Raw genomic sequence first — 14225 nt, forward strand, 5'->3', positions numbered from 1 at the left:
GCCGGCGTGTCCGTGCGTTAGGGTCTGGGCATGCCCGACCGCCTTCGACCCGTCACCGTGATCACCGGCGCGGCCGGCGGCATCGGCACGGCCCTGGCCCGGCTGCTGGCCCCGGCGCACGACCTGATCCTCACCGGCCGCGACGCCGCGCGCCTGGACGCGCTGTGCGCCGAGGTGGGCGGCCGGCCGCTGCGGCTCGACCTGACCCGGCCGGAGACCTTCGCAGCGGCTGTGGAGGGTCTGGAGCGCGTGACGAACGTCGTGCACAACGCAGGCGTCGTGGAACTCGGGCCGGTCGCGGAGCAGGGCCACGAGGTCTGGACGCGCACGCTGGCGGTCAACACCGTCGCGCCCGCCGAACTGACCCGGCACCTGCTGCCGCTCGTGCGGGCCGAGCGGGGCACGCTGGTGTTCGTGAACTCCGGCGCGGGCCTCGCCGCGCACGCCGGGTGGGGCAGCTACGCCGCGAGCAAGTTCGCGCTGCGCGCCCTGGCCGAGGCCCTGCGCGCCGAGGAGGCCGGGCGCGGCGTGCGGGTGGGCAGCGTGTACCCCGGCCGCACCGCGACGCCCATGCAGGCCAGCGTCCGCGCTCAGGAGGGCGGAACGTACTCCCCGGACGCGTACATCGACCCGCAGAGCGTCGCGGCCGCGATCCGCTTCATGCTGGACTCGCCGCGCGACGCCGACATCACGGACCTGACGGTGCGGCCGGGGCCGCGGCCATGACCCCGGCCGTCGATGTGGTCGTGATTGGCGCCGGCCCCGCCGGCCTGAGCGCCGCGCTGACGCTCGGCCGCTCGCGGCGCCGCGTCCTGCTGCTCGACGGTGGCCCGCCGCGCAACGCTCCGGTGGGCGCCGCGCACGGCCTGCTCACGCGCGACGGCATCCGGCCAGACGACCTCAAGGCCCGCGCGTTGGCCGACCTCGCGCCGTACGACGTGACGGTGCGCCACGAACCGGCCCGTGAGGTGGCCCTCACCCCGGACGGTTTCCGCGTCCGCGTCGGCCTGGCATGGGTGGAGGCCCGGCGGCTGCTGTTCACCACCGGCGTCCGCGACCTCCTGCCGAACGTGGCCGGCATGCGCGAGCGCTGGGGGCGCGGCGTGTACCACTGCCCCTACTGCGACGGCTGGGAACACCACGACGCGGCGCTGGGCGTGTACGGTACAGGTCAGACCGGGCACCACCTGGCCCTCACGGTGCGCGCGTGGTCGGACCGCGTGACGCTGCTGTGCGACGGTCCCAGCCAGCTCACGCCCGTGCAGAAGAGCGACCTCACGCGCCTGGACGTCACCGTCCGCGAGCAGCCGATCCGTGCCCTGACCGGCCCGTCGGGCGGCCCGGTGTGCGTGACCTTCCACGGCGCGCCGCCCGTGGCGCTCGACGCGGTGTTTCTCTCGCCCGAGCAGGAACCGGGCAGTCCGCTCGCCCACGCCCTGGGCTGCGCCGTCAACGACCGCGGCCGCGTGATCGTGGACGAGCTGGGACAGACCAGCGTGCCGGGCGTGTGGGCCGCTGGGGACATGACGGGCGCGCCGCAGTACGTGGTGAGCGCCGCGGCGGCGGGAATGCAGGCCGCCACGTGTATCAACACCAGCCTGATCCACGAGGATGTGCGGGCACAGGGCGCCAACTTCCACAAGGGTCACGCGGCGGAGTGAGTGGGGCGTGCCCAGCCGATGATGGTCGACGGTACCCGCGACCGACATGAAGGCCGTGCTGTTCGATCTCGACGGCACCATGCACGACCGCCGCGCCACCCTGTGCGGGTGGCTGGCCGGCCACCGACGGCGCTTCGGCCTGCCGGACGCCTACGCCGCCCGCTTCATAGAGCTGGATGACCACGGATATCGCCCCAAGGCCGAGGTGCTGCCCCAGCTGGTGCAGGAGTTCGGGCTCGGACACGACCAACACGCGCTGCTGGCGGATTTCGAGGAGCATCCCGATCTGGCCCGGCCGATGGCACACGCGGCCACCGTCCTCGCCGCACTGCGGGCGCGGGGCGTGCGCGTCGGGGTGGTCACGAACGGCCGGGCGGCCATGCAGGCGAGGACGCTGCGCGCCTGCGGCCTCGCGGACCTGCTGGACGACGTGGTCATCAGCGAGGCCGTCGGCCTGAGCAAACCCGATCCGCGCCTGTACACGCTGGCCCTGGCCCGACTGGGCGTGGCCGCTGCCGACGCATGGTTCGTGGGCGACTCGCCCCGCAACGACGTGTGGGGGCCGCAGCAGGTGGGCCTGCGGTCAGCGTTCCTGCCGACTGGACATCCCCTGGCCGGAGAGGAGCCGGACGCGACGCTGCGCGACCTGCGCGACGTCCTCACGCTGCCGTGAGGCGCTAGCATTCCCGGCGTGCCCGACGTCCCGGATCTGCCCATCGCCGAGGTCATCCCGGCCGTGCGCGCCGCGCTGGGCGCACACCCGCGGGTGGTCGTGCAGGCCCCGCCGGGCGCGGGCAAGAGCACGGCGCTGCCGCTGGCCCTGCTGGACGAGCCGTGGCTGGCCGGGCAGGGCGCCCTGATGCTGCAACCGCGCCGGGTGGCGGTGCGCGCCGTGGCCGCCCGCCTCGCCGAGGGGCTGGGCGAGGACGTGGGCGGCGTGGTGGGGTCGCGCGTGCGCTTCGAGTCGCGGGTGTCGGCCCGCACGCGCCTGGAAGTCGTGACCGAGGGCATCCTGACCCGGCGCCTGCAACGCGACCCGGAGCTGCGCGGCGTGGGCCTGGTGATCCTGGACGAGTTCCACGAGCGCAGCCTGAACGCGGACCTCGCCCTGGCCCTGCTGCGCGAGGTGCAGGGCGCGCTGCGGGATGACCTGCGGGTGCTGGTCATGAGCGCCACGCTCGACCCGGCCCTGCCCGGCCGGCTGGACGCCCCGCTGGTCGCCAGCGAGGGCCGCGCGTACCCGGTCGAGCGCCGCTACCTGAGCGCCGACCCGGCCGGCCGCATCGAGGACGCCGTGGCCCGCGCCGTCCGGCGGGCGCTGGAGGACGACCCCGGCGACATCCTGGCCTTCCTGCCGGGCGTGCGCGAGATCCGCGGCGCCCACGCGCAGCTGTCGGACGTCGCTGCGGCCGTGCTGCCCCTGTACGGCGACCTGCCGCTCGCGGAGCAGCAGCGGGCCCTGCGCCCGGACCCGGGCGGGCGCCGCAAGGTGATCCTGGCGACGTCCATCGCCGAGACGTCCCTTACCATCGACGGCGTGCGCGTGGTGGTGGACGGCGGGCTGAGCCGCACGCAGGCCTTCGATCCCGCCACCGGCCTGACCCGGATGCTCACCACCCGCGTCACGCGCGACGCCGCCACGCAGCGTGCCGGTCGCGCCGGCCGCACTGCGCCCGGGGTCGCGTACCGCCTGTGGAGCGAGCGGACGCACGCCCTGCTCCCCGCCGCGCGGCCGCCGGAAATCCTGGAGGCCGACCTCGCGCCGCTCACGCTGGAACTCGCGCAGTGGGGCGCGCCCGATCCGGCGGCCCTGGCGTGGCTGGACGCGCCGCCCCGCCCCCGGCTGGGCGCGGCCCGCACGCTGCTGCGGGGTCTGGCCGCGCTGGACGACACCGGACGGATCACGCCGGAGGGCACGCGGCTGCTGGAGTTCCCCACCCACCCCCGGCTGGCCCACGCGCTGTCGACCGGCCACGCGGCCGGGCTGGGCGCGCTGGCTGCCGACGTGGCCGCGCTGCTGGAGGAACGCGATCCCCTGCCCCCCGGCAGCGGCAGCGACCTCACCGAGCGGGTGGCCGCCCTGCGCGCGTGGCGGGGCCGGCATGGCGGCAGGGGAGACGTGGCTGTGCTGGAGAGGATCGAGCGGCTGTCGCGGCAGTGGCGCCGGACGCTCGGCGTGGCTCCGGACGACGCCGCGCCGGACGGCTGGGACGTCGGCACACTGATCGCGCTCGCGTACCCGGAGCGCGTGGCCCTGGCGCGCGAGGCGCAGCCGGGACGACCGTCCGGCCGGTTCCTGCTGGCCGGAGGGCAGGGCGCCGCGCTGCCCGAGGGCGACCCGCTGGCCGCGGCCCCGGCACTGGCGGTGGCGCACCTGGACGCCCGCGACGCCGAGGCGCGTATCTACCTGGCGGCGCCGCTCGACCCGGTGGTCCTGCGCGAGCGCGCCACGTGGACCGACACCGTGCGCTGGGACGCCCGCACCGGCACGCTGGTCGCGCGGCAGGAACGCCGGCTGGGCGCGCTGGTGCTGGATGAGCGCCCGCTGCGGGACGTGCCCACGGACCTGCGGGTGGCCGCCGTGGCGGACGCGGTCCGGAGTGAGGGCCTGCACCTCCTGACTGTCCCGCCCGACGCGGCGCAGCTCCGTGCCCGGGTGGGCTCGCTGCGGGCGTGGCATCCGGACGAGCCCTGGCCCGACCTGTCCGACGCCGCGCTCCTGGCCACCCTGGAGGACTGGCTGGGGCCAGCGCTGGGCCGGGTGCGCACCCTCGACGACCTCGCCCGGGTGGACGTCCGGCCCGGCCTGCACGCGCTGCTGCCGTGGCCTCTAAGCCGGGACCTCGACGAGCGGGCGCCCACGCACATGACCGTCCCGACGGGCAGTTCCATCCGGCTGGCGTACCGCGACGACGGCGAGGCCCCGATCCTGGCGGTGAAGTTGCAGGAACTTTTCGGGCTGGCCGACACGCCCACCGTCGACCAGGGCCGGCGCCCCGTGCTGCTGCACCTGCTGTCGCCCGCAGGCCGTCCGGTGCAGGTCACGCAGGACCTGCGGTCGTTCTGGAATTCCTCGTACTTCGAGGTCCGCAAGGACCTGCGCGGCCGCTACCCGAAGCACCCGTGGCCCGACGATCCGTGGTCGCACCGGCCCATGAAGGGCACCACGAAGCGGGGCGTGTGACGGTGGCCGGTCGGGCGAACGACTCACACGCGGCTTGAGTGTGGCCGCCGCGCCACGAACAGGACGCGCGTGAACGCGTAGTACACGCGCTCGCCGGGGAACACGGCGCTCAGGCGGGCGCGGTACGCGTCGAGGAATCGGGCGGCCGTGGCGTCGTCCAGGCGCGACAGGTACGGCACCAGCGCGGTGCCGCGCGTCCACTCGATCAGGCCGTCCGCACCCGGCAGGACGACCGGGTAGACCTTGCTGATCGCAGTGATGTCCTCCGCCCCCAGCGCGTCAAGGGTCTCGGCGTACGCGGCCGGCGTGAGGACCGGCGACGCGCCCTGCGCCGTGCCGAAGCGCGTGAAGCCGCCGAGGTCCGCCGCGAAGTCCTGCGCGGTGTCGGTCAGCAGGCGGTGGGTGGCGTGGTCGTGGTTGGCGGGCACCTGCACGGCCAGCACGCCGCCCGGTTCCAAGTGCGTCCACAGCCGGGCCAGCAGCCCGGGGTGGTCCGGCAGCCATTGCAGCGCGGCGTTCGAGTACATCAGGTCATAGGTGCCGTCCAGCGCGGCGATGTCGCCGTGCTTGAAGTCCAGGTTTGTAGGCTGCTCGGTCGGCGCGCGGGCCAGCATCTCGGCGCTGCTGTCCAGGCCCGTCACCCGCGCGTCCGGGAAGCGCCGGGCGAGGTCCAGGGTCTGCTCGCCGGTGCCGCAGCCTAGGTCGATCACGCGGCGGTACGCGCGGTCCGGAATCATGGCCTGGAGGTCGTGGGCGGGCGCGCTGCGGGCCGCCTGGAAGCGGTGGTACTGCTCCGGATTCCACGTCATGGCGTCAGTGTAGGACCGGCCGTGGCGGCGCGTGTACGTACTGGAGTGGTGACACTTCTCGAAACCGCGAAAAGCCCGCACCTGACGGGTCAGGGCGGGCCACTGTTTATCAGACCGAGCACTCAGAGCAGCGAGGCGAGCGCTCCACCGACGAGCATCAGGACCACGACGACGCCCATGGCTGCCAGCAGGTGACGCGGACCGGACTGCGGGCTCACGCCGCCCGCCCGTGGCCGTTGCCGGGTTCGGGGTGCAGGCTGCTCAGGGCGGCCTTCAGGTGCTTGTAGACCTCACGCTGCAGGTCGAGGTCTTCCGGCAGCTCGTAGCGCAGCTGTTCCATCGCCTGGACGAGGTGCGCGCCGCCGGGCGTGCGCTCGTGGTCCGGGCGGGCCCAGTCGGGCAGTTCCGGGGTCTGGGAGGGCGACCGCTTGGCATCGTCCCAGTCGGCCCACTGCTTGGGCAGGTCGTACAGGTAGCGCCCGATGCCGAAGTGCACCGCGCAGCGCTTCAGGGCGTCGCTGCTGGCGGCCTTGAGGGTGCCCAGGTCGCCTTCCGGAGCCTCGCCGATGTCCTCGCGGGTCACGCCCAGGATGGTCAGGCGGCCCTTGACGGTGGGAAGGCGGGTGCCCTGCACGACCTCCACCTCGAAGTTCCACGCGTCGGGGCAGATCGCGTCGAGGCGGTCCTGCACGGCGCGGGCGTCGATGTGCGCGAGCATCAGGGCGCGTTTGCGGTCCTTGCTGATCACGCCGGGCTTCCAGCTGACCACGTGCGCCGGAAAGGGGGCCTGGAGTCGTTTCTGGACATCGCTCAGCTTCATGGATTTAGTTTATAACGTAATGGCGTTACGGTCAAGACAGAATCGGCCGGTGGGAGTCCACCCCCGCACACAGCACAACACCCCCCGGCGGTGGCCAGGGGGTGCGGCTGGGACGGCGTTACTTCGTCTCGACCAGGGTGTAGCTGCCGCTGCCCGAGTACGCGTAGACCTCCCAGCGGTACGTGCCGCTGCCCGCCGAGTACGAGATGTTCTCGGTCGAGGTCGAGCCCTCGCTGGCGGCCACGTCGGTCCACGTGCCGTTCACCAGTTTGGACAGGTACAGATCGAAGTCCGTGCCGCTCGGTCCGCTCAGCGCGCCCTTGAGGGTGCCGCCGGCGTACGTGAAGCCGCTGGAGGACGGCTTGAACGAGCTGGTGCGGGAGCTGACCGAACCGGTGTACGTGGTGGTGCCGCTGGGCGGCGTGGTGGTGCCGCCGGTGCCGGTGTACAGCAGCAGGTTCGGGCTGCCGGTGCCGACGCTGGCGAGCACGCCGCTGGTGCCGGCCGACTTCAGGGCGCTGGTCACCTGCGAGACGGTGTAGCCGGGGTTCGCGGCCAGGATCAGGGCCACCGCGCCCGCCACGTGCGGCGTGGCCATGCTGGTGCCGCTGATGGTGTTGGTGGCCGTGTCGCTGGTGATCCAACTGGACGTGATGCCGGTGCCGGGCGCGAAGATGTCCACGCACGACCCGTAGTTCGAGTACGACGTGTCGCGGCTGTCGGTCCTGGTGGTCGCCCCGACCGTGATCGCGCTGGGCGCGCGGGCCGGGGAGTAGTTGCACGCGTTGGCGTTGTCGTTACCGGCGGCCACGGCCATCACCAGGCCGGAGTTCGTGGCGCTGGTCACGGCGTCGTCTACCGCCTGGCTGGCCCCGCCGCCCAGGCTCATGTTCGCCACGGCCGGGCCGCTGCGGTTGGCTGCAGCCCAGTTGATCCCGGCGATCACGCCGGAGTTCGTGCCGCTGCCCGAGCAGTCGAGCACCTTGACAGCCACCAGCTTCACGCTCTTGGCGACGCCGTAGGTGCTGCCGCCCACGGTGCCGGCCACGTGCGTGCCGTGCCCGTTGCAGTCGGTGTTCTGGCCGTCGCCGGTCTGATTGGTGCCCCACACGGCGCGGCCTGCGAACTGGCTGTGCGTGGTGCGGATGCCGGTGTCGATGATGTAAGCCGTGACGGTGCTGGCCGTCGTGGTGTAGGTGTAGCTGGAATCCAGCGGCAGGGAGCGCTGGTCGATGCGGTCGATGCCCCACGTCGCGCCGGTCTGGGTGGCGTCGGCGTGGACGGCGGCGTCCTGCTCGATGTACTTCACGTCGGCGTTGCCGCGCAGGATGGCGAGGTTCTGCGTGCTGAGCTTGGCCGAGAACCCGTGGATGGTCTGGGAGTACAGGTGCCCGATGGTCACGCCCTGTGGATCGAGGCCCAGCGACTGGATCAGCGAGCTGCTGGACTGGGCACTGAGCGTGCTGCCCGCGCCCTGACTCATCACCACGATGTACTGGCCGGGAATCGCCTCGGGGTTGCCGGTGCCCAGCAGCGGGGCCTGCGTGTGGGCCCGGTCCGCGTCGGCAGCGCCGGTGTCCGCCGTGGGCGACTGACCGCACGCGGCGAGCAGCAGGGTGGCGATCAGGGTGCCAGCGGCAATACGAATATCCTTCATCCGAACCTCCAGGGGGGACGTGGCTGTGGCAGCGAACTGTGGTTGACGTCGCTGTTTTATCGGCCCCTCGACAGACCCTCACTCTGTTGGTTAGACAACTCCTACACCCGGCCTTCATAACGCGACGAACGCCATCCTGGAGCTGAAAAAAGCTTTCCATTGCCAGTCCAAATATGAGAGTACGAGCGGTTTTCCACACCGCTGGCCGGCGCCGTGAGGGCACTCCACACCCGCCTCATCCGGCGGGTCGGCGTCTGCCGGTCGCCGTCGTCCAGACCCAGTGAGCCCATTCGGCGCGCCCGCTGCGTAGCATGCAGGCATGAGCCGCACGGCCACCCTGACCCGCACGACCAGCGAGACGGACATCACGGTCCGCCTCGACCTTGACCGCCCGGCCCACGACGCGCCCGCCACCGGGCACGGCTTCTTCGACCACATGCTCGACGCGCTGGCCCGCCACTCGCGGATGGGCGTGAGCGTCCGCGCCACCGGTGACCTGCACATCGAACCGCACCACCTCATCGAGGACACCGGCATCACCCTCGGGCAGGCGCTGACGCAGGCGCTCGGCGACCGCAGGGGCATCGAGCGGTACGGCAGCGCCTTCGTGCCCATGGACGAGACCCTGGCGCACGTCGTCGTGGACCTGTCGGGCCGTGCCCACCTGGCCTTCGAACCCGAGACGCTGGACGTGTGGGGCACGGCAGGCGGCATGACGCACTACCACCTGCGCGAATTCCTGCGCGGACTGTGCAACCACGGCGGCGTCACCCTGCACGTGCGCGTGCTGGCCGGGCGCGAGGCGCACCACGTGATCGAGGCGGTCGTGAAGGCCCTGGCGCGCGCCCTGCGGGACGCCGTGCGGATCACCTCGGACGACCTGCCCAGCACCAAGGGGTCGCTGTGAGCGCCGGCGTGCTGCTGCTCGACTACGGCGCGGGGAACGTCCGCAGCGCGGCCAAGGCCCTGGAGCGCGCCGGCATGGACGTGCGGGTCAGCGCGCAGCCGGCCGACGTGGCGCACGCCGACGCCGTGGTGGTGCCGGGCCAGGGGCACTTCCGGCAGGTGATGGAGGCCTTCGATACCAGCGGCTTCCACGGCCCGGTCATGGATGCCGCGCGCGCCGGCACCCCGCTGCTGGGCATCTGCGTGGGCATGCAGATGCTGCTGGATGGCTCGGAGGAGGCGCCGGGTGTCCCCGGCCTGGGCCTGGTGCCCGGCACCGTCCGGCGCTTCGAGGTCGCGCCGGGCCACAAGGTGCCGCAGATGGGCTGGAACGGCCTGGAGCTGCGCGGCGACTCCCCGCTGCTGCGCGGCCTGGACGCGGACGCCTACGCCTACTTCGTGCACTCGTACTACGTGCCGGCGGACGTGCCGGTCGACGACGGCGCGCTGGCGCACTACGGCGTGCCGTTCTGGGCGGCCTTCAGCCGCGGGAACCTGCACGCCACGCAGTTCCACCCCGAGAAGAGCGGCGCGGTCGGGCTGGGCATCCTGGACCGCTTCCGGCGGCACGTGCTGGGGTAATGGGGCAGGGCCGGATCGGCGTGGCTGGACGTCCCCACGCGGGGGCGCAGCCGGTGCGCGACAATCAGGTATGACCCAGACCCACGCCACCCCTCCTGCCGACATCGACTGGTCGACCCTCGGGTTCAGCTACATCCGCACGGATTTCCGGTACCTGTCGCACTGGCGTGACGGCGCGTGGGACGCCGGCACCCTGACGCGCGACAACGTCCTGCACATCTCCGAGGGCTCGACCGCGCTGCACTACGGCCAGCAGTGCTTCGAGGGGCTCAAGGCCTACCGCTGCGCGGACGGCACCGTCAACCTGTTCCGGCCGGACCAGAACGCCGCGCGCATGCAGCGCTCGTGCGAGCGCCTGCTGATGCCGGCGCCGAACACCGAGGCCTTCATCGAGGCGTGCCGGCAGGTCGTGAAGGCCAACGAGCGGTTCATCCCGCCGTACGGCACCGGCGGCAGCCTGTACCTGCGGCCCTTCGTGATCGGTGTAGGCGACAACATCGGAGTCCGCAGCGCGCCGGAGTTCATCTTCAGCGTGTTCTGCATCCCGGTCGGCCCGTACTTCAAGGGCGGCCTGAGCCCCATGAACTTCATCACGTCGCTGTACGACCGCGCCGCGCCGCACGGCACCGGCGCCGCGAAGGTTGGCGGGAACTACGCGGCGAGCCTGCTGCCCGGCCAGGAAGCCAAGGAGCGGCACTTCGCCGACGCGATCTACCTCGACCCGGAAACGCACACCAAGATCGAGGAGGTCGGCAGCGCGAACCTCTTCGCAATCACGCAGGACGGCCGCACCTTCGTGACGCCCAAGTCCCCCAGCATCCTGCCCAGCATCACCAAGTACAGCCTGCTGCACATCGCCGAGCATCGACTGGGCCTGGACGTCGTCGAGGGCGACGTCTTCATTGACGGCCTGGACGCGTACGCCGAGGCCGGCGCGTGCGGCACGGCGGCCGTCATCACGCCCATCGGCGGCATCCAGCACGGCGACACCTTCCACGTGTTCCATTCCGAGACCGAGGCCGGTCCGGTGACCAAGCGCCTGTACGACGAACTCGTCGGCATCCAGTTCGGTGACCGCGAGGCGCCGGAGGGCTGGATCGTCAAGGTCTGAAGCGGCGCGCGGGTTCGCACACTTCGCGGCGATTGTCCAGCGCTCCGGCCGGCCGGACCGGTCACGTGTCGTTGACCAAACCGTGACCTTCGGCAGTTGAGTGGACGGACGCGTGCCGGTGACCTGCCGGCCCGGTACACTCGCACCATGAGTGAACCGCTGCCGCTCGACCACGGCCACCTGCAGAAGCTCGTTACGGCCGACCTGGTTCGTCCCGACCACCTGCTGGGCGCCCACGTCGTCACCGAGAACGGTGTCGAGGGCGTGCGGTTCGGCGTGTGGGCGCCGGGCGCGCAGCACATCAGTGTGGTCGGTGACTTCAACGGCTACAACGGCTTCGACAACGCCATGCAGCGCCTCGACTTCGGGTACTGGGGCGTGTTCGTGCCCTCGGCCCGCCACGGGCACCGTTACAAGTTCCGCGTCACGGGGGCCGACGGCCGCACCGTGGACAAGATCGACCCGTACGGCCGCTTCTTCGAGGTCCGGCCCGCCACCGCCAGCATCGTGTGGCAGCAGGACTACACCTGGAGCGACGACGCGTGGATGGCCAAGCGCTCCCAGGGCTTCGACCAGCCCGTGAGCATCTACGAGGTCCACCTGCCCAGCTGGAAGAAGCGCGGCGACGGCTGGTTCATGAACTACCGCGACCTCGCGCACGACCTGGGCGAGTACGTCACGTACATGGGCTACACGCACGTGGAGCTGCTGGGCGTGATGGAACACCCCTTCGACGGCTCGTGGGGTTATCAGGTGACCGGCTACTACGCCCCCAGCAGCCGGATGGGCAACCCGGAGGACTTCAAGTACTTCGTGGATCACCTGCACGGCCTCGGCATCGGTGTGATCCTCGACTGGGTGCCGGGCCACTTCCCGACCGACGACTTCGCGCTCGCCAAGTTCGACGGCAGCCCGCTGTACGAGTACGCCGATCCCCGCAAGGGCTTCCACCTCGACTGGAACACGTACATCTTCGACTACGGCCGCAACGAGGTCGTGATGTTCCTGATCGGCTCGGCCCTGACGTGGCTGCAGGACTTCCACATCGACGGCCTGCGCGTGGACGCCGTGGCGAGCATGCTGTACCTCGACTTCTCGCGCACCGAGTGGATTCCCAACGTGCACGGCGGCCGCGAGAACCTCGAAGCCATCGCCTTCCTCAAGCGCCTGAATGAGGTCGTGCACCACATGGCCCCCGGCTGCATGATCGTCGCGGAGGAGAGCACCGCATTCCCGGGCGTGACCACGCCGAGTCCGTTCGGCCTGGGTTTCGACTACAAGTGGGCGATGGGCTGGATGAACGACAACCTGCGCTACTTCGAGGAAGACCCGCTGTGGCGCAAGTACCACCACCACGCCCTGACCTTCTACAACGCCTACCGCACCACCGAGAACTACGTCCTGGCCATCAGCCACGACGAGGTCGTGCACCTGAAAAAGAGCATGGTCATGAAGATGCCCGGCGACTGGTACACCCAGCGCGCCGGCTACCGAGCCTTCCTGGCAATGATGTGGGCCACGCCCGGCAAGAAGCTGCTGTTCATGGGCCAGGACTTCGCGCAGTCCACCGAGTGGGCCGCCGCCGAGGGCCTGCCGTGGTACATGGCGGACCAGCCGGACCACCGCGGCGTGATGAACCTCGTGCGGCGCCTGAATACCCTGTACCGCGAGCGGCCCGACTGGCATACCGGCGACCTGAAAGACGAGGGCCTGACGTGGATCAACGCGGACGACACCGACAACTCGGTGTATACCTTCCTGCGCCGTGATCCGGACAGCCCGGCGTGGAGCCTGATCGTGGCGAACATGACGCCCATGTTCCGCGAGAACTACCCGGTCGGCACGCCCCAGGGCGGCGAGTACCGCGTGCTGCTCTCCACCGACGACGGCGAGTTCGGCGGCTTCGGCACGCAGCAGCCCAACCTGACCGCAACCGACGACGGCTTCAACTTCCAGACCCACGCCCTGCGCCTGAACCTGCCGCCCAACAGCGTTCTGGTGCTGGAGGCGCTGGACACGCCGACCGTCAGCGAACAGCGGTGACCGCGCCCACCCCCCGGCCGGACGCCTGGACCGCGGTCAGCCTGGGCCTGCTCGCGGTGCTGGCCGTGCTGCTGCTGCTGCCGCTGCTGGGTGGGCCGCTGCCCAGTCCGTGGGTGGTGGCCGCGCTGCTGCTCGCGCGGCTGGGCGTGCAGGTGCTGCGCGCCCGCACCGACGAGCGCCTGCGCCGGCCGGCGTCGTGGGCCTTCGACCTGATCCTGATCGGCCTGCTGTTCTACACGCTCGCCAACCCACCGGTGAGGTAGGAAGCTCCCGAAATGGCGGGAGGCGGGCAGAGTGGACGACTCGGCGCGTGCTCACGGGGTACGGAGGGTGAAGGGTCGGGTGGCGTGACCACGGGTGGCGAGCGAAGGCCAGAGCGACGGTCGCCCTTCTCCAAATCTTCGACAAGCGTCCCGAGAATGCCCGGCGTGAAGTCGTCCCTGACTGGCCTGCTGCGTGGCCTGCGTCCCCCCGCCCTGGTCCGCAGCGTGTACGAGCACCTGCTCGGCACCGAGGTCGAGGTGCAGGTCGTGGCCGACACGCGTGCCCTGGGCGAGGCGGCCGAAGGGGCGGCGCTGGACGAGATCCGGCGCCTGACGGCCGTGTTCAACCGCTTCGACCCGGACAGCGAACTGCGCCGCTGGCTGGCCCAGCCCGGCGAGCGCGTCCTCCTCAGCCCGGACCTCCGCGAAGTGCTCGCGCTGGCCGACCACTGGCGCGTCCGGTCGGGCGGGGCCTTCCATCCCGGCGCAGACGCTCTGGGGGCCGTGTGGGAGGAGGCCGCGCGGGCCGACCAGCGTCCAGACCACGCGCTGCTGGAGCGGCTGGTGCATGACCTGCACGCCGATCCCTGGACCCTGCACCCGGACGGCCACGCGACCCTGCACGCGACGTCTCCGCTGGGGCTGAACGCGCTGGCGAAGGGGTACATCGTTGACCGGGCAGCGGAGGCCGCCGCGCGCTCGCCGGGGGTGCGGCAGGTGCTGGTGAACGCCGGCGGCGATCTGCGTACCGTCGGGCCGCGCGGCGTGGCCGTGTCGGTGGCCGATCCGCGCACCCGGCGGGACGACGCGCCGCCGGTCGCGCGGGTGCGGGTGCAGGGCGGCGCGCTCGCCAGCAGCGGCACCGCCCACCGGGGCGTGGAGATCGCCGGCCAGTGGTACTCGCACGTGATCGACCCGCGCACCGGGCAGCCGGTCACCGGGACGGCTGGCGCGACGGTGCTCGCCCCAGACTGCGCCACGGCCGATGCGCTCGCCACGGTGGTCGGCGTGCTGCCGCCGGCCGATGCGCTGGCACTGGTCGAGACCCAGCCATCAAGCGCCGCCCTGCTCGTTCTTCAGGACGGTCAGACGCGCGTCGGCACGCGCTGGCCAGCATTAACGTCAAGCTAACCCCCCCACGCCATCGTCC

13 protein-coding genes are annotated in these 14225 nt (G+C 71.9%); 10 read left to right on the forward strand and 3 right to left on the reverse strand.

Annotated elements, in window-relative coordinates; all coding sequences use genetic code 11:
- The first annotated feature begins 30 nt into the window (after positions 1–30).
- The 4 genes from HNQ07_RS03215 to hrpB are packed head-to-tail and all read left to right on the forward strand — an operon-like array spanning position 31 to position 4845.
- A complete protein-coding gene (locus HNQ07_RS03215; RefSeq protein ID WP_184109431.1) occupies positions 31–726 on the forward strand; it encodes an SDR family oxidoreductase in 696 nt (231 codons plus the stop codon).
- Complete coding sequence (locus HNQ07_RS03220; RefSeq protein WP_184109432.1) at positions 723–1661, forward strand: NAD(P)/FAD-dependent oxidoreductase; 939 nt, start codon at positions 723–725, stop codon at positions 1659–1661. Before HNQ07_RS03215 ends, HNQ07_RS03220 begins: the two co-directional genes overlap by 4 nt.
- A gap of 46 nt (positions 1662–1707) precedes the next feature.
- Entirely contained in the window at positions 1708–2334 is a 627-nt protein-coding gene (locus HNQ07_RS03225; RefSeq protein WP_184109433.1) for an HAD family hydrolase, read from the forward strand.
- 18 nt (positions 2335–2352) lie between these two features.
- On the forward strand, positions 2353–4845 hold the full coding sequence (gene hrpB, locus HNQ07_RS03230; protein WP_229831760.1) for an ATP-dependent helicase HrpB: 2493 nt from the start codon (positions 2353–2355) through the stop codon (positions 4843–4845).
- A 23-nt stretch (positions 4846–4868) separates the two neighbouring features.
- Here hrpB and HNQ07_RS03235 read toward each other — a convergent pair whose 3' ends face one another.
- The 3 genes from HNQ07_RS03235 to HNQ07_RS03245 all read right to left on the reverse strand — a co-directional run bounded on the left by HNQ07_RS03235 (position 4869) and on the right by HNQ07_RS03245 (position 8131).
- The gene (locus HNQ07_RS03235; protein WP_184109434.1) at positions 4869–5654 is read right to left on the reverse strand and encodes a methyltransferase domain-containing protein; all 786 of its coding nucleotides are present in this window, start codon (positions 5652–5654) and stop codon (positions 4869–4871) included.
- Between the two features lie 214 nt (positions 5655–5868).
- Positions 5869–6474 (reverse strand): single-stranded DNA-binding protein DdrA, encoded by a 606-nt coding sequence (ddrA, locus tag HNQ07_RS03240; protein WP_184109435.1) that lies wholly within the window; start codon positions 6472–6474, stop codon positions 5869–5871.
- Positions 6475–6592: 118 nt separating this feature from the next.
- A complete protein-coding gene (locus HNQ07_RS03245) occupies positions 6593–8131 on the reverse strand; it encodes a S8 family peptidase (protein WP_184109436.1) in 1539 nt (512 codons plus the stop codon).
- A gap of 319 nt (positions 8132–8450) precedes the next feature.
- Between HNQ07_RS03245 and hisB the strand changes: the two genes are divergently transcribed.
- From hisB to HNQ07_RS03275, 6 genes are all read left to right on the forward strand, one after another.
- Entirely contained in the window at positions 8451–9038 is a 588-nt protein-coding gene (hisB, locus tag HNQ07_RS03250; RefSeq protein ID WP_184109437.1) for an imidazoleglycerol-phosphate dehydratase HisB, read from the forward strand.
- A complete protein-coding gene (gene hisH, locus HNQ07_RS03255) occupies positions 9035–9658 on the forward strand; it encodes an imidazole glycerol phosphate synthase subunit HisH (protein ID WP_184109438.1) in 624 nt (207 codons plus the stop codon). Before hisB ends, hisH begins: the two co-directional genes overlap by 4 nt.
- A 70-nt stretch (positions 9659–9728) precedes the next feature.
- A complete protein-coding gene (locus HNQ07_RS03260; RefSeq protein ID WP_184109439.1) occupies positions 9729–10769 on the forward strand; it encodes a branched-chain amino acid aminotransferase in 1041 nt (346 codons plus the stop codon).
- A gap of 147 nt (positions 10770–10916) precedes the next feature.
- Entirely contained in the window at positions 10917–12812 is a 1896-nt protein-coding gene (locus HNQ07_RS03265; protein ID WP_184109440.1) for a 1,4-alpha-glucan branching enzyme, read from the forward strand.
- Positions 12809–13075: a hypothetical protein gene (locus tag HNQ07_RS03270; protein WP_184109441.1), complete on the forward strand. Its 267-nt coding sequence runs from the start codon at positions 12809–12811 to the stop codon at positions 13073–13075. The genes HNQ07_RS03265 and HNQ07_RS03270 overlap by 4 nt, the downstream gene beginning before the upstream one ends.
- Positions 13076–13240: 165 nt before the next feature.
- On the forward strand, positions 13241–14206 hold the full coding sequence (locus HNQ07_RS03275; protein WP_373297931.1) for an FAD:protein FMN transferase: 966 nt from the start codon (positions 13241–13243) through the stop codon (positions 14204–14206).
- The last annotated feature ends 19 nt before the right edge of the window (positions 14207–14225 follow it).

The sequence above is a fragment of the Deinococcus metalli genome, assembly GCF_014201805.1.
GTDB classification, from domain to species: Bacteria; Deinococcota; Deinococci; order Deinococcales; family Deinococcaceae; genus Deinococcus; species Deinococcus metalli.